This window comes from Geomonas oryzae (assembly GCF_004117875.1).
Lineage (GTDB): Bacteria > Desulfobacterota > Desulfuromonadia > Geobacterales > Geobacteraceae > Geomonas > Geomonas oryzae.
In genome coordinates, this window is sequence record NZ_RAHW01000002.1 from 763,965 (window position 1) to 783,149 (window position 19,185).

Sequence of the window (19,185 nt, forward strand, 5' to 3'; positions counted from 1 at the left end):
TTCTTGTTTTACAGAGATAAAAAAATCCGGGTGACGGCAAATGCCATGCACCCGGATGGATGGTTGTTTCTATTTTCGCTGCGGACTACTTGATGGTCTTTATCGTCTTCTGCACCATCTTAACCACGCTCTCCGGCAGCGGTGCGTAGAGCATCGGTGCTGCCATCTTCTGTCCCCTGGTCATGGCCCAGTTCAGGAACTCGACCATGTGTTTCCCCTTGGCGGCGTCCTTCTGTTTTTCGTAGACGAGGAGCCAGGTGAAGCCGACCACCGGGTAAGCGTCCTTGCCGGGCTGGTTCACCAGCGAGATGCGGTAGTCGGCCGGCATGTTCTTAACCGCCCCTGCTGCGGCGGCGCTCGTCGACTTGATGGAAGGCGCCACGAAGACACCCGCCTTGTTCTTAAGCGATGCGTAGGGGAGCTTGTTTTCGAAGGCATAGGCAAGTTCGACGTAGCCGATGGAGTACGGGGTGGTCTTGATCTGGCCTGCGACACCTTCGTTACCCTTGCCTCCAAGACCCACAGGCCACTTGACCGCAGCGCCCGTGCCGACCCTGCTCTTCCACTCCGCGTTCACGCCGGAGAGGTAGTCGGTGAAGATGCTGGTGGTACCTGACCCGTCGGAGCGGTGCACGACGATGATCGGTTTTGCGGGGAGGTTCACACCCTTGTTGTCGTCGGCGATCCTCGGATCGTTCCACTTGGTTATCTTGCCGAGGTAGATATTGGCCACGTCCTCGGAGTTAAGCTTGATGCCTGAGGGAACGCCGGGGAGGTTGTAGGTGACGACGACGGCGCCCATCACGGTCGGGATGTGGATCAGTTTGCCCGGAGCGCCCTTCAGCTCCGCGTCGGAGAGGAACTTGTCGCTTGCACCGAAGTCAACGGTCTGCGCGGTGATCTGTTTGATGCCGCCGCCGGAACCGATGGACTGGTAGTTGAACTTGACGCTCTTGTCCACCTTGGCGTACTCGGTGAACCATTTGGAGTACAGCGGATACGGAAAGGTTGCGCCCGCTCCGTTTATGAGTGTTGCTGCGTTTGCCTGGCCTGCGCCGCTCACAGCGGCTACCAGAGCGAGAGCGAAAAATGCTTTTTTGATGGTCTGAATCATTCATTTCCTCCTTTGTCGTTTGTGCAAACTATAGGAGACGAATGTTGCGGTTTCGTTACAGCCTCAGCAAGAATCTGTGAAGAAGCATCATTCACCATTGACTACATCCGCCGAGGCGGATATAGTGCCCACCCATGAACGACATCCTGCTTCTCTATAAATCGCTGGCCGATGAGACCCGACTGCGCATCCTCGCGTTGCTTCTTGGTGAGGGTGAGCTCTGCGTCTGCGACATCATCGCCGCATTGAAACTCCCACAGTCTACCATCTCGCGCCAGCTTGCCATCCTGAAGAGGACCGGGTGGGTCAACGACCGCCGCTGCGGCCTCTGGATCTATTACTCCGTGCGTGAGAACGCGGGACCGCAGCGAGAGCTCATCCCGCTTCTGAAAAAACAGCTCCTGAAGACCAGCACCTCGGCGGACGACCGTGAAACCCTCGCCGGTTTCGGTTGCGACAACAGCTGCGCATAAAAAAATTTGTCCTGATATATCCGCCGGAACGGATATTGGAGACCGCACATGCCCAGGAAGAAGATCCTGTTTCTCTGCACCCACAATTCCTGCCGCTCCCAGATGGCCGAGGGGCTTGCGAACCATTTCCTCCGAGATGCTGTGGAAGCCTTCTCCGCCGGAACCGAAGCGACCCGCGTGAATCCGCTCGCGGCGAAGGTCCTCTCCGAAATCGGCATCGACATCTCCGGCCAATACTCGAAGACCGTGGTGGAGTTCGAAGGGAAAAGCTTCGATCACGTCGTGACCCTCTGCGGGGACGCCAACGACAAGTGCCCCCTCTTCATCGGAGGAGTCACGCGCACCCACCACGGCTTCGACGATCCCTCGCGTGTTCAGGGAAGCGAGGAGGAAGTCCTGCCGCAGTTTCGCCGCGTGCGGGACGAGATAAAAACCTGGATCATGGAAACCTTCGGAGGCGCCAAGTGAGCGAACATCTTTCCCGCAAACTATCTTTCCTCGACCGCTGGCTGACCCTCTGGATCTTCGCCGCCATGGCGCTCGGCGTGGGGCTCGGCTACTTCGTCCCGGGCGTCGAGTCCCTGGTGAACCGCTTTCAGGTCGGCACCACGAACATACCGATCGCGGCGGGACTCATCCTGATGATGTATCCCCCCTTCGCGAAGGTTAAGTACGAGGAGATGCCCGAGGTCTTCCGCAACAAGAAGGTCCTCGCCCTGTCTCTCATCCAGAACTGGCTGATCGGGCCGGTGCTCATGTTCGTCTTGGCGGTGCTCCTTCTGCCTGACAAGCCGGAGTACATGGTCGGCCTCATCATGATCGGTCTCGCACGCTGCATCGCCATGGTGGTGGTATGGAACGAGCTCGCTAAGGGGAGCACCGAGTACGCCGCGGGCCTCGTCGCCTTCAACAGCATCTTCCAGGTCCTCTTCTACAGCGTCTACGCGTGGTTCTTCATCACCGTGCTGCCGCCGCTCGTCGGTCTTCAGGGGGTGGCGGTGGACGTGAGCATCGGCGACATCGCGAAAAGCGTCTTCATCTACCTCGGCATCCCCTGCATCGCCGGCGCCCTGACCCGCCTCTTCGGCGTAAAAATCATGGGCAAGGAGCGTTACCACCGGGAGTTCGTCCCGAAGGTCGGTCCCGTCACGCTGATCGCCCTCCTCTTCACCATCGTGGTGATGTTCAGCCTGAAGGGACAGCTGATCGTACAGCTTCCCATGGACGTCGTGCGCATCGCAATCCCCATGCTCATCTACTTCATCGTCATGTTCCTCGTCTCCTTCCTGATGGGGAAACGGATGGGAGCCGACTACAGCAAGACCACGACTCTTGCCTTCACCGCGGCGAGCAACAACTTCGAACTCGCCATAGCCGTCGCGGTGGCGGTCTTCGGCCTGAACTCCGGGGCCGCCTTCGCCGCGGTCATCGGTCCCCTGGTCGAGGTGCCGGTGATGATCGGTCTGGTCAACGTCGCCTTCTGGTTTCAGCGCCGGATGACGGCGTAACGGGGGCGAAACGATGCTGAAACAGACGGCGGACTACCTCACCTTCGACCTGCTCGGACTCGTTCCCGGGTCTACAAGCGGCGAGGCACTCAACTTCTTTGTCTACGACACGGTGAAGATCTTTCTCCTGCTCACCTCCATCATCTTCGTGGTGGCGGTGATCCGCTCCTCGTTCCCCCCGGAGAAGACCAAGCGCATGCTCGCGCACAAAAGGGAATATGTGGGCAACGTGCTGGCCGCCCTTCTGGGCATCGTCACCCCATTTTGTTCCTGCTCGGCGGTCCCCCTCTTCATCGGCTTCGTCGAGAGCGGCGTGCCGCTCGGGGTGACCTTCTCCTTCCTCGTCTCCTCCCCGATGGTCAACGAGGTGGCGCTCATCATGCTCTGGGGGCTCTTCGGCTGGAAGATAGCGGCCATCTATATCGGGACCGGGCTGCTGGTGGCGATCGTGGCCGGCATCGTCATCGGGAAACTGAAGATGGAGCGTTACGTCCAGGACTACGTCTGGCAGATGCAGGTGGGACAGGCCGATCTCGTCATACCGAACTTCAGGGAGAAACTCGATTACGCCCGCGAGTACACGCTCGGGCTCCTGAAAAAGATCTGGCCCTACGTTGTAGTGGGGATCGGGCTCGGCGCCTTCATCCACGGCTACGTTCCCGCCGATTTTCTGGCGCGCTTCGCGGGTCGCGACAACGCTTTCGCGGTGCCGGTCGCGGTGGCACTCGGCGTGCCGCTTTACAGTAACGCCGCCGGGGTGATCCCCATCGTGCACGCGCTCATGGAGAAGGGTATGGCGATGGGTACCGTACTCGCCTTCATGATGGCGGTGACCGCCCTTTCGCTCCCGGAGGCGGTGATCCTCAGTAACGTCCTCAAAAAGCCGCTTCTGGCAACTTTCTTCGGCATCGTCGCCGTAGCGATAACCATAGTGGGGTATCTCTTCAACGCCATCCTCTAAACACCCAGAAAAGGAGAACGACATGAAAATCGAAGTGCTCGGAACCGGCTGTGCAAAATGCAAGACCCTCTACGAACACACCGTTACCGCGGTCGCCAACAGCGGTAAGGACGCCGAGGTCGTGAAAGTCGAGGACATCCCCTCCATCATGAAATACGGCGTCATGAGCACGCCCGCCCTCGTCATCGACGGCAAGGTCGCCTTTTCCGGCAAGGTCGCCTCGATCATAGAAATCATGGCGCTTTTGTAGCCGCCGACAAAACGGAAAGGAATCCGCCATGAAAATCGCCACCACCCTCGCGCTTTTACTCGCCTGCGCCACCCTCGCCCATGCCGAGCTTCCCTCCGCAACGGATGCCGCGGTGGCGAACGCGCTTCACTCAGGAAAGCCGACCGTCATCGACCTAGGTGCCCGTACCTGCATCCCTTGCAAGAAGATGGCGCCGATCCTGGAAAACCTCGCCGCCGAGTACCGCGGCAAAGCAGCCGTCCTCTTCATCGACGTCAACGCAAACCAGGCGGCAGCCGACAAGTTCCGCGTGCAGATGATTCCGACCCAGATCTTCTTCGATAAGAACGGCAAGGAGATCAAGCGGCACATCGGGTTCATGGAAAAGACCGAAATCGTCCGGGATCTGAAGGCGGCGGGGCTCAAGTGACCATGCTTGAGGACATCGAGCGCATCATCGCACTCTACCCGTTCGCGGCATTCGGGGCGGTGTTTCTTGCCGGCGTGCTATCGTCGGCCTCCCCCTGCGTCCTGACCACCATCCCACTGGTGGTCGGGTTCACCGGGGGATACGCCGACGGGGACCGGGTGAAGGCGTTTAGTTACTCGCTTTGCTTCGTCGTCGGTCTCGCGCTCACCTTCACCGCCTTCGGGGCGGCTGCGGGCCTTCTGGGCACGATGTTCGGCACCCTTGGCGGAAAGTGGTACGTAATCGCGGGGAGCATCGCCCTTCTCATGGGACTGCAGATGATGGAGGTGTACCGGTTCGAACTGCCGTGGCGCAGCGAGTGGCGCCCGCGGCAGGCCGGACTTTTCGGCGCCTTCATCCTCGGCCTTTTCTTCGGCATCGTCTCTTCCCCCTGTGCAACACCGGTACTCGTAGTGCTGCTCACCCTGGTGGCGAGCAAGGCACAGGTCCTCTACGGTATCGCCCTGCTTTTTTGCTACGCCATCGGGCACTGCCTCCTCATGCTCTTCGCGGGAACCTGCACCGGGTTCGTCGAATCCTTCGCGAAGTCCAAGGGGATCCAGGGGCTCTCCACGTGGGCCAAGCGGTCAAGCGGCGCAATCGTCGCCCTAGCGGGTGGATGGTTCGTCTGGCAGGGGCTTGCCTCCTTGCTGTGAGCGTCCGGCATGTAAAAGCAAATCCCCTCTGTCCCCCCTTCGCAAAGGGGGGGACACGACGTCACCGGCTGCGTTTCATGGACACACTGTCCCCTTTCCCGGGAATTTACTGAAGAACCTTCGCAAAGGGTGGAACCTAGGGCTCATACAGCGCTGCGTGGACAGCCGGACTACGCAGGGCAGTTCCCTGAAGAACCTATAAAACGCCGTCGACAGCGTCGCAACTGCAGGCGCGGCTGTTATATCTTGACATTCATATTTCTAGATGATAAAACGCCGACCTGTCCGACGCACCTAGCTATGGAGGTATGATGGCCGAGCTGTTCAGCACCAAGATCTGGGATCACGCCAGGAACCCGCGCAACCTCGGGTTCCTCACCGACGCGGACGTGCTGGTGCAGGCGGGAGATCCCTCACAGGGAGACGCCTTCCTCTACCTGTTCAAGATCCGTGACGAGCAGATCGAAGCGGCGCGTTTCCTCGCCAAGGGTAACCCTGCCGCAGTAGCCGCCTCCTCGGTGGCGACCGAACTTGCCGTCGGCAAGTCACTGGACGAAGTGCTGGCCATAGGGTCCGCCGCCATCGCAGGTGCCCTCGGCGGAATGCCGGAGGAGAAGATGTACTGCTGCCGCATGGCCGCTACCGCGCTCCACACGGCGGTGCACCAGTATCGCAGTTCCGAAGAGGACCCCATCTTTTGCTTCGCGACCGGCGCCTGAGGCGCACTCGCCTCAGCCAACTTACTCAAAACAAAAAACTCCGAGAACGCTCAAGGCGCTTTCGGAGTTTTTTTTTGCGGCATTTGTTTAAAGAATCAGAGGATGTAGTCGGTGGAGAGGAAATGGGACTTCCTCTCCTTCACTATGCCGGTGATGATCTCACGGTTCGCGTCGGTTTCCCTGGCCGCCACAACGATGCGGATCGAGAAGACGCGCAGCGCGTCGGCGACGGACTGGGTCCCCTCGGCGGAGTTTTTCCGGCCGTTGAAAGGGAAGCTGTCCGGGCTTCTCTGGCACTTGCTGTTGATGTTGATGCGGCAGACCTGGTTCACCAGCGCGTCGATCAGCTGGGCCAACTGGTCCTCGTTGCGGCCGAAGATGCTCGCCTGCTGGCCGTAGGGGGAGCTGACCACGTAGTCAATGGTCTCCTTCAGATCGTCGAAGACCACCACCGGGACCACCGGGCCGAACTGCTCCTCGTGATAGACGCGCATCTGCGGCGTCACCGGGTAAAGGAGCGCCGGGTAGAAGAAGGAGCCGCTCCTGGTCCCCCCGCAGTCGTTCACCACCTGCGCACCGTGCTTCTCCGCATCGCGCAAAAGCCCTTCCAGGTACTCCGGCTTTTCCGGCTCGGGTAGCGCGGTGATCGCCACCTTGTCCTGCCAGGGAACGCCGCATTTAAGCCGGCCGATCCCCTCCGCCATCCCCTTCAGGAATTCCTCCGCGATGCTGCGGTGCACGAAGATGATCTTCAGCGCGGTGCAGCGCTGTCCGTTGAAGCTGAGCGCTCCCGAGAGGCACTCCTCTACCGCGAGTTCCAGGTCCGCGTCCGGAAGGACGATGGCCGGGTTCTTCGCGTCCAGCCCGAGCACGCAGCGCAACCGGTGCGGACGGGGATGACTCGCGCGCAGCGCATCGGCCACGCGGCTCGTGCCGATGAAGCCCAGGACGTCGACGCGGCCGGTCGCCATGAGCGGCGGAAGGATCTCCTCGCCGTCGCCGTACACCGTGTTGACGACACCCGCGGGAAAGCAGTCGCGGAAGGCTTCAAGCAGCGGCTCGAAGATGAGGACACCGAAACGGGGAGGCTTCAGCACGATAGTGTTGCCCATCACGAGCGACGGGATGAGGGTGGTGAAGGTCTCGTAGAGCGGGAAGTTGTAGGGGCCCATGCAGAGGACGACCCCGAGGGGGGCGCGCCGGATCTGGCCGATGATCCCCTGCTGGATGACGAATCGGGACGAAACGCGGTCCAGTTCCTTCAGCGCGTCGATGGTGTCCTTCACGTAGGCGAGCGCGCGGTCGAACTCGGCCTCCGCCTCCTTGATCGACTTGCCGATCTCCCACATCAGAAGCTTCACCACCTCGGTGCGCCGCTCCTTTACCGCTGCGGCGAAGCACTGCACGCACTTGATCCGCTCGCCGACCGACATGGTGGGCCAGGCACCCCGGCCGTTATCGTAGGCGGCCACCGCGACGTCGAGCGCTTCCAGTGCCGCGCCGACCGTCAGTGCCGGGGCCTCCCCTACCCGCTGCGGTTCAGGATGCTCTCCCGTTCGCACCTGCACCGGCGAAAGGACCTCCTGCATCGCCCCTTCCCAGCGGCGCAGCTCGCCGCCGATCAGGTAGAGTTCCTGGCGGATCGGGTTCTCGATACGGTACTGGGGGGGGATTTCCTGCGGCGACGGGGACAGTCCTGCGAGCTTCTTCTTCACGTTGCCTTCCTTCCGACAGAGGTTATTACGGGGTGGACGTCGCGCGCTCCCGGCGATGCATTGGAAGTCACGAGATCATCGAAAAGCTATACGCCAACTGGGAGCGAGGGTCAACCTGTTAATGAGTCAAAGTCTTTCTGCTTCAGCGATAATTGCGCATTAACAAAGCGCCGCTATACTCGTTTGAGCCTTGGCTATTGACGCAGCCTCTTCCTGGCGCTGACAGGATCAGGCTGGAAACTTCTTGCATAAAGGGAGAAACAAGATGGGATCTAGGGGACGTGAAATTGTCGGCATGGATGTGGAAGAGCTCCTCACTCTGTTGAACCGCGCCTTCTGCGATGAGTGGTTCGCCTATTACCAGTACTGGCTTGGGGCAAAGGTGGTGAAGGGACCGATGAAGGATGCCGTCGGCGCCGAACTGCTGGTGCATGCGACCGAAGAACTGGCGCATGCCGACATGGTGGCCCTGCGCATCATCCAGTTGGGTGGGACGCCGGTAACGAAACCCGAAGAATGGTACAAGTTCAGCAACTGCGGCTACGATGCGCCGGACGACCCGTTCGTCAAGAAGATCCTGGAGCAGAACATAAAGGGAGAGCAGTGCGCCATCAGCGTGTACAAGAAGCTTCTCGACCTGACCCGCGAGAAGGATCCCGTCACCTACAACATGGTGCTCACCATATTGCAACAGGAGGTCGAGCACGAGGAAGACCTGCAGTCGCTTCTGGAAGACTACGAGCTGATGATCGGCGCGCTGAAGGGATAGGCGGCCTCAACCACTCCGTGGAACAAGAAAGCCCCTTCCGGATGGAGGGGGCTTTCTATGTTTAATCTCATGCCGCATTGCGGTGTTTGATCGTCTCCCACCCGATGCAGGCAAGCCAGATGTTCCGTGGAATCGGCTTGCTGCCCGTCCTATAGTGGGTGATCATCCTGCGGGTCATGCCTAGGGCGTCCGCAGCGGTAGTTAAGGAAAGTCCATTGCGATTCATCCAGTCATTAAACTCTGCGGGAGAGGGTTCACCTGCCTGCGCCTTGCAGCGACTATATAACTGGTCGGCTCCCAACTCGACATCGTCCCCCCAATCGATACTGTGCCCATACCAGCCGACCTGCGCCTTTGCAAAGACTTCCGGATCACGAATAGGCAGCAGTAGGGCAAAACGGGTCATCCAGTCTCCTATGTCTGCTTGCATTGTCTCACCAGTTGTCCATCGGATGATAAGACTGGCGGGTACTACAGCAGTCACTTCTTCAATACGTGGCGGTTTGTTCATCGGGTTATTTCCTCCCATTTCGCAAGCAACAAAGCCTTATTCTCGGCAGCCCACTTCATTGCCTCAGCCAGCTTCTTCGACGGATTGATATCCCCAACAGCATTTCGATTGCTATAGAGCAACGGTCGCCATCCACAAATTCCAAATGAAAATGAGGGATGCCGTGTTCGTTCGGGTAAATGGTCAACCGGCTCGTACTGAATCGGATTATCGTGGGCATGGCGTCAAGAATAGCGAAACTATTTCACCAGGTCAAGTTCAGCCTGCTACTCTGAAATGGCCACATCGGACATAACTGCCGTCCATTCCCTTACCTGCACCGATATTGGCAGTATCTGCCGGTTCGTTGTCATTGAACCAGGCGGGCGGTTGTGCAATTATCTGCGCCATGGAGAGGACCATGAAAAAGAGAGAGATAAAGGATGCGGCGCGCACCGTGGCGGTGGCGGCCTACGAGGGGGCGGAACTGCTCGACGTGACCGGACCGATCGAGGTGTTCAACATGCTGAACCGCTGTCTTTCGGAAACGGCACCGGAAAAGCCGGGGTACCGGATCGTGCTGCTCGCCGAAAAGAGCGGTCCCTTCACCACCTGCCCCGGGGTGCGCATCGTGGCGGACCACGCCTGGGATGAGTTTCCCGAGACGGCGGACACCGTCCTTGTTCCCGGAAGCCCGGACGCGGCGCTGGAGGTGGCGCTCAAGAACCGGCGGCTGGTCGAATGGCTCGCGCAGGTCGGCCCGCGCACCCGACGCCTCGTCTCGGTCTGCACCGGCGCCTTCCTGCTCGCCGAGGCCGGACTTCTGAACGGCCGCCGCGCGACGACGCACTGGCTCGACCTGGAGCGGCTGCGCCGCGAGTACCCGGAGGTGGAGGTGGAGAACGACGCCATCTACACCCGCGACGGTTCGGTGGCCACTTCGGCCGGGGTGACTGCGGGGATGGATCTGGCGCTCGCGCTCGTCGAGGAGGATTTCGGCAGGAAGATGGCGCTCGCCGTGGCAAGACGCCTGGTGATGTTCCTGAAGAGACCTGGGGGGCAGGCCCAGTTCAGCACGCAACTGAGGGCGCAGATGGTCGAGGGAGGGCAGCTCGCGCCTCTTCTGTCGTGGCTTAAGGAAAACCGGTGCGGCCGGGTCACCGTCGAGGAGCTGGCGGACCGGGTGGCGATGAGCCCGAGGAACTTCGCCAGGGTCTTCGTCCGCGAGACCGGCACGACACCGGCCAAATACCTGGACCAGTTGAAGCTGGAGCGCTCCATAGCCCTCTTGGAGGAGACCACGCTGCCGCTCGAGCGTGTGGCGCGTGACAGCGGTTTCACCGGCGCCGAACAGATGCGGCGCGCCTTCATCCGCGAGGTCGGCGTCACCCCCGTCGCCTACCGGACGCGGTTTTAAAAGAGGAGGTTGTCATGCGCTGCGAGTTGCAAAAAGGAGAGCTGCTCACCCTGCAGCCAGGCGACGCGATCGCGTCGATCACCCTTACCGCCGGGGAACTCTGGCTCACGAGAACCGACGACACACGCGATTACTGCCTGTCGGCGGGGGCTCGTATCGAGGTACGCAACGGCGAGACGCTCTTTCTGGAAGCGCTCGCCCCTTGCGCCGTCATCATCCAGAGCCTCCACTCCCGCGGTGCGCTCCGCGTCGTCACACCCTGCCCGATCTTCCGCCCCGCCTGACCGCAAGCCGCCGACGCTACCCTTTCACGGCGGGAGGAAGCGGCCAACTGATGATGACCACGCCGAGCACGCAGGTGGCGATGCCGACGAGCCTCAGCCAGTGCATCTCCCCACCGAGGAACCACCAGGAAAGAAGCAGCACCAGGGCGGACTGGCAGCCGATGATGGCGAGGGCGTATCCGGCGTTCGCGCTCGACGCGGTGGCGAGAAACATCGCCCAGTTCCCGAGCACGCTGCAGGCGCCAGCGGCAACCAACATTGGAACGGCGGGCTTCCACGCATCCCACATCCCCCAATCTCCCGCCGACCAGACGGCGAACGATACCGTCAGCACCAGCGAGAGCACCAGCATGGCGAAGGGTACGGAAACGCCACGTTTCACGGCCGCGGTCATGAACATCACCATGAGCGCGAAACTGACCAGCGCGGTGAGCGCCTGGGTTACGTAGTTCCACATGCCTGACTGACCTCCTTTTTCACAGCAGAGACCGGGTATCCAGCACCTGCCTTATCGTATGACCGAGCACCTTCATGGTGTAGGGTTTCATGAGGCAGGCCCGGATGCCAACCTCGCGGTCCGCCTCCTCGAAGGTCTCCTTGAACCCGGTGCAAAGGATGATGGGGATGCCCGGCCGCAGGGCGGTGATCTCGCGGGCGAGCGCTTTCCCGGAAAGTCCCGGCATGGTGAGATCGGTGATCACCAGGTCGAAAGCGGCGGGATTGCTTCGGAAGAGGTCCAGGGCTGCCATGCCGCTGAGGGCGGTGACCACGCTGTAACCCAGGTTCTCCAGTATTCCCCTGCCAAGGACGGTGAGGGATTCCTCGTCATCCACGAACAGGATGCGCTCACGCCCCTGGAGCATCTGCTCCGGCACGTCCTCCTCCCGCACGATCTCGTCCACCACCACGGGGAGTAGGATCTCGAAACAGGTCCCTGCCCCGACCTCACTGTGCACGGAGATGGCGCCGCCGTGGTTCTTGACGATCCCCTGCACCACGGCGAGTCCTAGCCCGGTCCCCTGCCCCGCCGGTTTGGTCGTGAAGTACGGGTCGAAGATGCGCTCCAGGATCCGGCTTTCGATGCCGGGGCCGGTGTCGCGCACCGACAGCCTCAGGTGGTCAACGGGGTCGAGAAAAGGAAATGGGAGGAGCAACGGCGAATCGGCAGGGACCGATTCCAGGGAAACGGTCAGAAGCCCCCCCTGAGGGAGCATGGCGTGGTAGGCGTTGGTGCAGAGGTTCATCAGCACCTGGTGCAACTGCGTAGCGTCGGCGCGCACCTTGTCGGCTTCGGGGGGGACCGAAACCTCCTTGCGGATGGCGATCGAGGCTGGAAGCGAGGAACGGAGCAGCTTCAGGGCGTCGTCCATCACCGTCAGCATATGCACCGGTTTTCGTTCCTGTTCGGTGCGCCTGCTGAAGCTCAGTATCTGCCGCACCAGGTCCGCCGCGCGCTGGGCCGCCGTGAAGACCTGTTCCATCTCCGGACGCCCCGCCCCGTCCTGCGGCAGCTTGTGCAGCACCATGTCGGTGAAGCCCAGAATAGAGGTGAGGATGTTGTTGAAATCGTGGGCGATACCTGCGGCCAGCGTCCCGATCGCCTCCATCTTCTGGGCCTGCCTGAGCTCCTTTTCCGTCCTTCTCAGTTCCGCGGTCCGCTCCTCGACCCGCTGTTCCAGGAGTTCGTTCGCCTCGAGGACGGCGCGCGCCGCCACCTCGGCCCGTTCCTTGGCCACGACCAGTTCGGCGGTCCGCTCCCGAACCACTTCCTCCAGGTGGTCGCGGTACCTGATCATCTCGGCCTCGGCGACCTTCTGCTCGGTGATGTCGGTGCCGCTGCCGATCCAGCGCACGATCCGTCCGGACTCGTCGCGCTGTGCCACGGCCCGCGAGAGCACCCAGCGGTACTCGCCGTCGAACCTGCGGTTTCTGTGCAGGCAGCTGTAGGGCTCGCCGGTTTCCAGCGAGTGTTTCCACTTCTCGGCGGTCATGACGACGTCGTCGGGATGGATGATGCTGCGCCACGGCTCCGGGTCCGGCTCGCCGGGGACCAGCCCGTTGAACTCGTACCAGCGCAGGTTCGCGAAGTCCTGCGCCCCGTCGGGCGTGGCGGTCCATACGATCTGCGGAATGGCGTCGATGATGAAGCGGTAGAGTGCGGTTTCTTCGCTTTCCCTTGGCTTGTCGATCACTCGGCCCTCTATAAGGTCACATCGCATTGTAGTGACACCATTGCGCGTAGCAATGTCGTCAAATAAGCTTGTAATACTTTAGGGAATACGTATGTAGGAAAAATATACAGATCTATGCTAACAGTTCAAGAAAATCTTATGACAGTAAAATCCGCCATTACTACTGTGCATCGAGCACCTCGCGCACCTTACGCAACAACTGCTCTCCGCTGAAAGGCTTGGATAGGAGCGCGGTGCCGTGATCCAGGATGCCGCGATGGGCAATGATTTCCTCCCCGTATCCCGACATGAACAGGGTCTTCACGCCGGGCCTGACCTTCAGCACCTGTTCCTGCAACTCCTTGCCGTTCAGCATCGGCATGACCACATCGGTCAGAAGGAGGTGGATCTCGCCTTGGTAACTTTCGCAGGTGGCGAGGGCATCAGCCCCGCTACGGGCCGGAAGGACCTGGTACCCCGCCTCCTCGAGCATAACTCGGGTGAGGTTCAAGACCTGTTCCTCGTCCTCGACGACGAGCACCGTTTCGGTGCCGGCGGCTTGCGTCTGGTTCCTGTTTTCATGAGTCGTTACCGCCTCCTCGGCTGTGCGCGGGAAATAGATGCGGAACGTGGTGCCTGCGCCGGGGGCGCTCTCCACCTGGATCGCGCCGGCATTTTGCCGCACGATGCCGTACACCGTTGAAAGTCCGAGCCCGGTCCCCTTCCCTTCCTTCTTCGTGGTGAAGAACGGCTCGAAGATCCGCTCCCTGGTCTGCGGGTCCATCCCGGTGCCGGTGTCGCTGAATGCAAGCAGAACGTACTCGCCCGGGGTGAGTTGCAGATGCATGCTCTCGCCCGGATCAAGGGTGACGTTTGCGGTGGCTATGGTCACCCTTCCCACCCCCTGCACGGCGTCCCGCGCGTTCACCGCCAGGTTGGTGAGGATCTGGTGCACCTGGGACGGGTCGATCCTGATGTTCCACAAATCAGCCGCTGCCTGGAAATTTACTTCCAGGTCTTCCCCGATGAGCCGTGAGAGCATCTTGCGCTGGTCCGAGATCACCTCGTTCAGATCCACCACCTTAGGCGCCGCGGCCTGCTTGCGCGAGAAGGCGAGGAGCTGCCTGGTAAGTTCGGCCGAGCGTTCTCCCGCCTTTCTGACCTGCTCCAGATTCCCGTACTGGGGATCCTCCGGATCGAGACGCGCCATGGCAAGCTGGGTGAAACCGACGATCACGCTCAGCATGTTGTTGAAATCGTGGGCGATGCCCCCGGCAAGCTGGCCGATCGCCTCCATCTTCTGCGCCTGGCGCAGCTCCGCTTCGAAACGGTCGCGCTCGTCCTGCATGCGGACCCTCTCCCGCCCCTGTTCGATGTTATGGATGGCGAAGGCGACGTCTCCGGCAAGCCCCGCGAAAAGCTCGGTCTCCTCGCTGTCGCCCCCCTCGTGGCCGTTCAGGGAGACCACCATCAGCCCGTGCAGGTCCTGTTCGTAGCGCAGGACGATGCACATGGTCCTTTGCTCCCTAAGCCCCTTGGAAAGAGGACAATCGACACAGATGTGCCCCCCCTCCGTGATGCTGAACACCCCGGTCCGGCCGATCTCCTTGCGGCAGCATGACGGGATGCCGTCCCGCTCCAGCATTTCGGCCACCCCCGGGAAGGGGTCGCCCGCGCCGGACTGCGCCACATGGAGAACGCCTCCTGCCCGGTCGGTGAGCACGATGAGGGCGCTGCCGTAACCGCGGTGCTCGACGAGAAGCTGACACACCCCCTCGGTCAGACGCAGCGGGTCCCGCTCCCTCACGATGAGCTGGTCCACCGTGCGCACTGCGCGCAGCACCCGGTTCAGGTGCTCGATGCGCGCCTCCACCAGTTTGCGCTCGGTTATGTCGGTGGCGACGCCGTCCCAAACGACGATTCCGTCAGAACGCTTCCTCGGGCGGGAACGCATCTGCAGCCAGCGCCACTCCCCGTCGGCGCGCCGCATGCGCAACTCCATCTTGAAATCCGACAGTGATGCGCCGCTTAACTGCTCCTGTTCGGCAAGTTCGGGCAGCTGTTCGGGGTCGATCTGACCGTGCAGCACCCAGGGGTCCGCGAGCGCCGCCTCCCTGGTGACGCCGTGCACCCGTTCCACTCCGGCGCTCAGGTGGACGAAGCGGACCTTGCCGTCCGGTTCGTGGTGGTACTGGTACACGTAGCTTTCCGGCAGGTTGTCTCCTAAAAGGCGCAGACGTTCCTCGCTTTCACGCAAGGTCGCCTCGGCCTTCTCCCTGGCGGATGCCGCCGAGAGAAGCATCCCCCTCACCTCCTCGACCTCCGCGATGGGGGAACCAGCGTCCGCGCTTCCCGGCGTCTGCGCCAGCGCCTCCACCGACCGCGCGAGACGGCGACCGGCTAACATCGCACCGGTCAGGCTCACCAAGGTGGCGGCGGCGATGGCGGCGAACATGGCGAGCACGGCGCCGCGCATGGGAGCGCCGTAGGTCTTTTCAGGGACCTCGACCACGACGGACCAAGGGGCTAGGGTAGCTCCGGCCCTGAAACGCCCATGCCCGCTCTGCGACACCTTTTGCGGCTGCCCCTTTGGCGCCCGTCTGGCGATGACGGCGTTGCTGCCGTCCACTACGGAAACCGCCCAGTCCGCAGGGATGACCAGTTCGTCGAGGCGGTGCTGGAATTTGCTCGCTTCGGTGAGGCAGAGAAGGACCTCCGTGGTGCGCCCGTTGCGGACCACGGGGACGGCGATGGACACAAGCGGCGTCCTGGCGACAGGGCCGAAAAAGAGGTCGCTTACCGCGGGCCTGCCCGTAGCCATGACGGCGCCAAAAGAGGAACGCCCCCGCACCACGGGGAGATGGGGCAGCGGGGCTCCGAGAGGAACCCGCGTATTGAGGATCATCTGTTTTTGTAGGTCGGATAACAGGACGTGACTGTCGAAGGTGCGGTGGAAAAGCTGCGCCTCCTGGTACAGCTCGCCAAGGCGGGCGGGGTCGCCGACCGAGGACGAAGCGGCCAGCACTTGCAGCCCGGACACCAACGATTCAACCTGGCGGTCGAGAGCGATGGCAACGTTGCGGGTGAGGGTTTTAGCCTGGAGTTCGTACTGTCTTTTGAGGGTTCGGACGTTGTCGGCAGCAAGATAGGCGGCGAGCAGCACAAGTGGCAGCACGCAGATCAGAATCAGCCGGGTTAGAAAGGTTCTCAGCGACATGCCGGCATCCTTGCGCAGGTTCTAGCAGGACATGGCTGAAAACGGTGGCCACTGGATCACGCGGGGTGAAGTGACGGGCGAAAACGCACCCGATATTTCAAAATTCCACATGAAAGCGTATCGACATACGCCCCGGTGACTTTAGCCGATAATGTCTGAAAAAGGTATTGGGGATCAATGATGGGACGGCGCATCATCGACGCTATTTCAGCAGCGTGTGTTCAAGAAGGATCTTGAGTCCGATGAGGCAAAGGACCACCCCGCCGCAGACCTCCACCCTCTTTCCCCAGTTGTCGCCCAGCTTTCGCCCCAGGAGCATGCCGGTTACCGTGAGGACGCCCGCGACGATGCCTATGACAACGGAGGGTACCCAGACGCTGACGCCCAGCATGGCGAGGGAAAGACCGACCGCGAAGGCGTCGATGCTGGTGGCTATGGAAAGCATCACCATGGTGAGTCCGCGGGTCGGATCGGAGGGGTCCCCATCCTCTTCGTCATCGAAGGCCTCGACGATCATCCTTCCGCCCACATAGGCAAGAAGGCCGAAGGCGATCCAGTGGTCATAGGAGGTGATCCATTTCTGGACCGTGAGCCCCAAAAGCCAGCCGGCGATCGGCATGAGGGCCTGGAAAAGGCCGAAGTGAAAGCCGAGGCGGAAAAGGTGCCGCCCGGTGATGGGGTTCAAGACCGCGCCCGCAGCGAGGGCGACGGCGAAGGCGTCCATGGCGAGGGCCACGGCGATCCCCATGATGCTGATCCAATCCATTGATTCTCCTGCTGATGTGGCCTTAGTACCCGTAGTCGAGGCTCTGGATCCGGCAAACGCGGCCGTCCTGAAGCTCGAGCTGGTACTGGAATTCATTGGGGCCGAAGTTGAAGATCCAGTTGTCCACGACGATGGTGGTGACGGTCGCGGTCTTGGTCCCGTAGGTCCCCTTCTCCACTACCTTTTTAGAGCTCTGCGTCGCGGTCGCGGGCTCCCCGCATTTCGCCACCACCTCGCCTGCCGAATTGCCGATGGAGACGATCCCCCCCTTGCACCGCATGCTCTCGGAATCGGCGGCGGAGGCACAGTCAAACGCCGCCAGGGTCACGCAAAGGGCCGCAAGAAAACCGAAGAATGCTTTCATAGCCGTTCCTCCCTCAGGTGTAGTCAGAGCAGGACTATATAGCGGAAGCCTGCTTTTGAAAAGGATATTACGCCGCGCGTCTGCCGATTACGTGCACCGAGGTGGCCTTGAAGGAGGCGAAGATCTCCTTACCCTCGAACAGGGCAAGCTCCGCGAACGATTCCCGGGTGACGTAGGCTGTGAGCGGGAAACCGCAGTCAAGACGCAGCTCGAGGAAGGGGCCCATCGTGGCGATGCCTACGACGCGCCCTGCGAAATGGTTGCGGGCACTGCTTTTCTCCTCGGAATGGCCCAGGCTCACGGTGACGTTCTCGGGACGGATACAGCAGTAGACGAACGCGCCGAGCTGCGCCTCCCCCACCGTATCTATTTCGCTTCCCGCCACCCGAACCGTCATCCGCTGGTCCCGGTTGTCAACCACCTCTCCTTCGAGGATGGTCTCCATCCCGACGAAGTTGGCGACGAACTCGTTCACGGGATGGTTCATCACCGCGGCAGGGGTCCCTTCCTGGACGATGCGCCCGCCGTTCATCACCACGATGCGCTGCGACATCCTGAGCGCTTCGGACTGGTCGTGGGTGACCAGGATGGCGGCGATGCCGCGGTCGCGGATGATGCCGTCCATGTCCTCGGTGAGCGCCTGTCTCGTGGGGGGATCGAGGTTGGCGAAAGGCTCGTCGAAAAGAATCACCTCGGGTTCCACGGCAAAGGCGCGGGCGAGACTCACGCGGCGCGCCTCGCCGCCGGAGAGCTTGCGCGCCGAGCGCTGCGCCATGTCGGCAAGCCGGAAGCGCTCCAGGTAGGACGTGACCCGGCTCTTGATCTCGCCGCGCCCCATCCCCCTGATCTTCAGCCCGCTCGCCACGTTGTCGAAGACGGTGGCGTCGAAGAGAAGCGGTTCCTGAAGCACCATGGCGATGCTGCGGCGTACCTTGAGCCAATCGGCGGAATTCGCTATCTGACGCCCCCGGTAGGAGACGGTGCCGCTGCTACGCTTGATAAGACCCAAAAGGGAAAGAAGCAGCGTAGACTTCCCGGCGCCGTTTGGTCCGATCAGTGAGACGAATTCGTTTTCCGACAAAGAAAAAGAGGGTATATCGAGCACCGGCACGCCGCCTCGATCCACCCTCAGCCCTTTCAGGTCGAGCACGTTTTGTTGCTGTGTCATCTAGGCCTTTCTCGCTGCTGGATGTAGGTAAGGATGTAGTTGACCGCGAAGCAGAATAGCAGAAGGATCACCGACAGGGCAATGGCGATGTCGAAATTGCCCCGCCCGGTCTCCATCACCGTCGCCGTGGTGAGGACGCGGGTATAGCCGCGCACGTTGCCCCCCACCATGATGGAGGCGCCCACCTCGGAGATGACCCCGCCGAAACCGGCCATGACGCCGGCCATAAGCGGCAGCCTCGCCTCCCGGACGAGCATCATGACCATCTGCTTTCTGGTGGCGCCGAGGGCGAGGATCTGCAGCCTCAGGTTCGCCGGGAGGTTCTGCATGGCGCCGATGGTGATCCCCATGACGATGGGGGTGGCGATGACGGTCTGCGCGATGACGATGGCGGTCGGGGTGTAGAGAAGTTCCAGGTAGCCCAACGGGCCGTTTCTCCAGAGCATGATGGAAACGAACAGGCCCACCACCACCGGCGGCAGGCCCATCCCGGTATTCACCACGCTCACCAGGATCTTCTTGCCGGGGAAGCTCGTCAGGGCGACCAGCGTCCCCGCCGAGATGCCGATGACAAGCGAGAAGAGCGTGGCGAGTCCGGAGACCTTGAGCGAAAGCCAGGCGATGCCCAGCACCTCGCTGTCGAGCGAAGCGAGGAGCTGGGCGGCCTTTAAGATCCCTTCAAGGATTACGTCCAT

At 61.5% G+C, this 19,185-nt stretch carries 21 protein-coding genes; 11 read left to right on the plus strand and 10 right to left on the minus strand.

Annotated elements, in window-relative coordinates; genetic code table 11:
- Positions 1 to 85: 85 nt before the first annotated feature.
- The gene (pstS, locus tag D6Z24_RS07915; RefSeq protein WP_129126018.1) at positions 86 to 1,114 is read right to left on the minus strand and encodes a phosphate ABC transporter substrate-binding protein PstS; all 1,029 of its coding nucleotides are present in this window, start codon (positions 1,112 to 1,114) and stop codon (positions 86 to 88) included.
- A 134-nt stretch (positions 1,115 to 1,248) separates the two neighbouring features.
- Between pstS and D6Z24_RS07920 the strand changes: the two genes are divergently transcribed.
- The 8 genes from D6Z24_RS07920 to D6Z24_RS07955 all read left to right on the plus strand — a co-directional run bounded on the left by D6Z24_RS07920 (position 1,249) and on the right by D6Z24_RS07955 (position 6,129).
- A complete protein-coding gene (locus D6Z24_RS07920; protein WP_129126019.1) occupies positions 1,249 to 1,587 on the plus strand; it encodes an ArsR/SmtB family transcription factor in 339 nt (112 codons plus the stop codon).
- A 48-nt stretch (positions 1,588 to 1,635) separates the two neighbouring features.
- The gene (locus D6Z24_RS07925) at positions 1,636 to 2,055 is read left to right on the plus strand and encodes an arsenate reductase ArsC (RefSeq protein WP_129126020.1); all 420 of its coding nucleotides are present in this window, start codon (positions 1,636 to 1,638) and stop codon (positions 2,053 to 2,055) included.
- On the plus strand, positions 2,052 to 3,095 hold the full coding sequence (gene arsB / locus D6Z24_RS07930; RefSeq protein WP_129126021.1) for an ACR3 family arsenite efflux transporter: 1,044 nt from the start codon (positions 2,052 to 2,054) through the stop codon (positions 3,093 to 3,095). Before D6Z24_RS07925 ends, arsB begins: the two co-directional genes overlap by 4 nt.
- A 13-nt stretch (positions 3,096 to 3,108) precedes the next feature.
- Positions 3,109 to 4,056: a permease gene (locus tag D6Z24_RS07935; protein WP_129126022.1), complete on the plus strand. Its 948-nt coding sequence runs from the start codon at positions 3,109 to 3,111 to the stop codon at positions 4,054 to 4,056.
- A 22-nt stretch (positions 4,057 to 4,078) separates the two neighbouring features.
- On the plus strand, positions 4,079 to 4,306 hold the full coding sequence (locus tag D6Z24_RS07940) for a thioredoxin family protein (protein ID WP_129126023.1): 228 nt from the start codon (positions 4,079 to 4,081) through the stop codon (positions 4,304 to 4,306).
- A gap of 28 nt (positions 4,307 to 4,334) precedes the next feature.
- Positions 4,335 to 4,715 (plus strand): thioredoxin family protein, encoded by a 381-nt coding sequence (locus tag D6Z24_RS07945; protein WP_129126024.1) that lies wholly within the window; start codon positions 4,335 to 4,337, stop codon positions 4,713 to 4,715.
- Positions 4,712 to 5,410, plus strand: a complete 699-nt coding sequence (locus D6Z24_RS07950; protein WP_129126025.1) for a cytochrome c biogenesis CcdA family protein — start codon at positions 4,712 to 4,714, stop codon at positions 5,408 to 5,410. Before D6Z24_RS07945 ends, D6Z24_RS07950 begins: the two co-directional genes overlap by 4 nt.
- Positions 5,411 to 5,721: 311 nt before the next feature.
- Positions 5,722 to 6,129 (plus strand): iron-sulfur cluster assembly scaffold protein, encoded by a 408-nt coding sequence (locus D6Z24_RS07955; protein ID WP_129126026.1) that lies wholly within the window; start codon positions 5,722 to 5,724, stop codon positions 6,127 to 6,129.
- A 95-nt stretch (positions 6,130 to 6,224) separates the two neighbouring features.
- On the opposite strand, the gene D6Z24_RS07960 is transcribed toward D6Z24_RS07955, so the two are convergent.
- Positions 6,225 to 7,844, minus strand: a complete 1,620-nt coding sequence (locus D6Z24_RS07960) for an NADP-dependent glyceraldehyde-3-phosphate dehydrogenase (RefSeq protein WP_129126027.1) — start codon at positions 7,842 to 7,844, stop codon at positions 6,225 to 6,227.
- Positions 7,845 to 8,109: 265 nt separating this feature from the next.
- On the opposite strand from D6Z24_RS07960, the gene D6Z24_RS07965 reads away from it, so the two are divergent.
- Complete coding sequence (locus D6Z24_RS07965) at positions 8,110 to 8,613, plus strand: ferritin-like domain-containing protein (protein WP_129126028.1); 504 nt, start codon at positions 8,110 to 8,112, stop codon at positions 8,611 to 8,613.
- 67 nt (positions 8,614 to 8,680) lie between these two features.
- On the opposite strand, the gene D6Z24_RS07970 is transcribed toward D6Z24_RS07965, so the two are convergent.
- Complete coding sequence (locus tag D6Z24_RS07970; RefSeq protein ID WP_129126029.1) at positions 8,681 to 9,124, minus strand: DUF2442 domain-containing protein; 444 nt, start codon at positions 9,122 to 9,124, stop codon at positions 8,681 to 8,683.
- Between the two features lie 400 nt (positions 9,125 to 9,524).
- Here D6Z24_RS07970 and D6Z24_RS07975 point away from each other — a divergent pair, with 400 nt between their 5' ends.
- Together D6Z24_RS07975 and D6Z24_RS07980 are read left to right on the plus strand one after the other, a co-directional pair.
- On the plus strand, positions 9,525 to 10,520 hold the full coding sequence (locus D6Z24_RS07975; protein WP_246014602.1) for a GlxA family transcriptional regulator: 996 nt from the start codon (positions 9,525 to 9,527) through the stop codon (positions 10,518 to 10,520).
- A 14-nt stretch (positions 10,521 to 10,534) separates the two neighbouring features.
- Positions 10,535 to 10,804 (plus strand): DUF2917 domain-containing protein, encoded by a 270-nt coding sequence (locus D6Z24_RS07980; protein ID WP_129126031.1) that lies wholly within the window; start codon positions 10,535 to 10,537, stop codon positions 10,802 to 10,804.
- A gap of 16 nt (positions 10,805 to 10,820) precedes the next feature.
- On the opposite strand, the gene D6Z24_RS07985 is transcribed toward D6Z24_RS07980, so the two are convergent.
- From D6Z24_RS07985 to D6Z24_RS08015, 7 genes are all read right to left on the minus strand, one after another.
- On the minus strand, positions 10,821 to 11,261 hold the full coding sequence (locus D6Z24_RS07985; protein WP_129126032.1) for an EamA family transporter: 441 nt from the start codon (positions 11,259 to 11,261) through the stop codon (positions 10,821 to 10,823).
- A 19-nt stretch (positions 11,262 to 11,280) separates the two neighbouring features.
- Entirely contained in the window at positions 11,281 to 12,996 is a 1,716-nt protein-coding gene (locus D6Z24_RS07990; RefSeq protein ID WP_246014603.1) for a hybrid sensor histidine kinase/response regulator, read from the minus strand.
- A 160-nt stretch (positions 12,997 to 13,156) separates the two neighbouring features.
- Positions 13,157 to 16,192 carry an ATP-binding protein gene (locus D6Z24_RS07995; RefSeq protein ID WP_129126034.1) on the minus strand — a complete coding sequence of 1,012 codons (3,036 nt, stop codon included), beginning with the start codon at positions 16,190 to 16,192 and terminating at the stop codon, positions 13,157 to 13,159.
- A 202-nt stretch (positions 16,193 to 16,394) separates the two neighbouring features.
- Complete coding sequence (locus D6Z24_RS08000; RefSeq protein ID WP_129126035.1) at positions 16,395 to 16,958, minus strand: manganese efflux pump MntP; 564 nt, start codon at positions 16,956 to 16,958, stop codon at positions 16,395 to 16,397.
- 22 nt (positions 16,959 to 16,980) lie between these two features.
- Positions 16,981 to 17,322 (minus strand): DUF2845 domain-containing protein, encoded by a 342-nt coding sequence (locus D6Z24_RS08005; protein WP_129126036.1) that lies wholly within the window; start codon positions 17,320 to 17,322, stop codon positions 16,981 to 16,983.
- A 67-nt stretch (positions 17,323 to 17,389) separates the two neighbouring features.
- Entirely contained in the window at positions 17,390 to 18,490 is a 1,101-nt protein-coding gene (locus D6Z24_RS08010; RefSeq protein WP_129126037.1) for an ABC transporter ATP-binding protein, read from the minus strand.
- A complete protein-coding gene (locus tag D6Z24_RS08015) occupies positions 18,487 to 19,185 on the minus strand; it encodes an ABC transporter permease (protein ID WP_129126038.1) in 699 nt (232 codons plus the stop codon). The genes D6Z24_RS08010 and D6Z24_RS08015 overlap by 4 nt, the downstream gene beginning before the upstream one ends.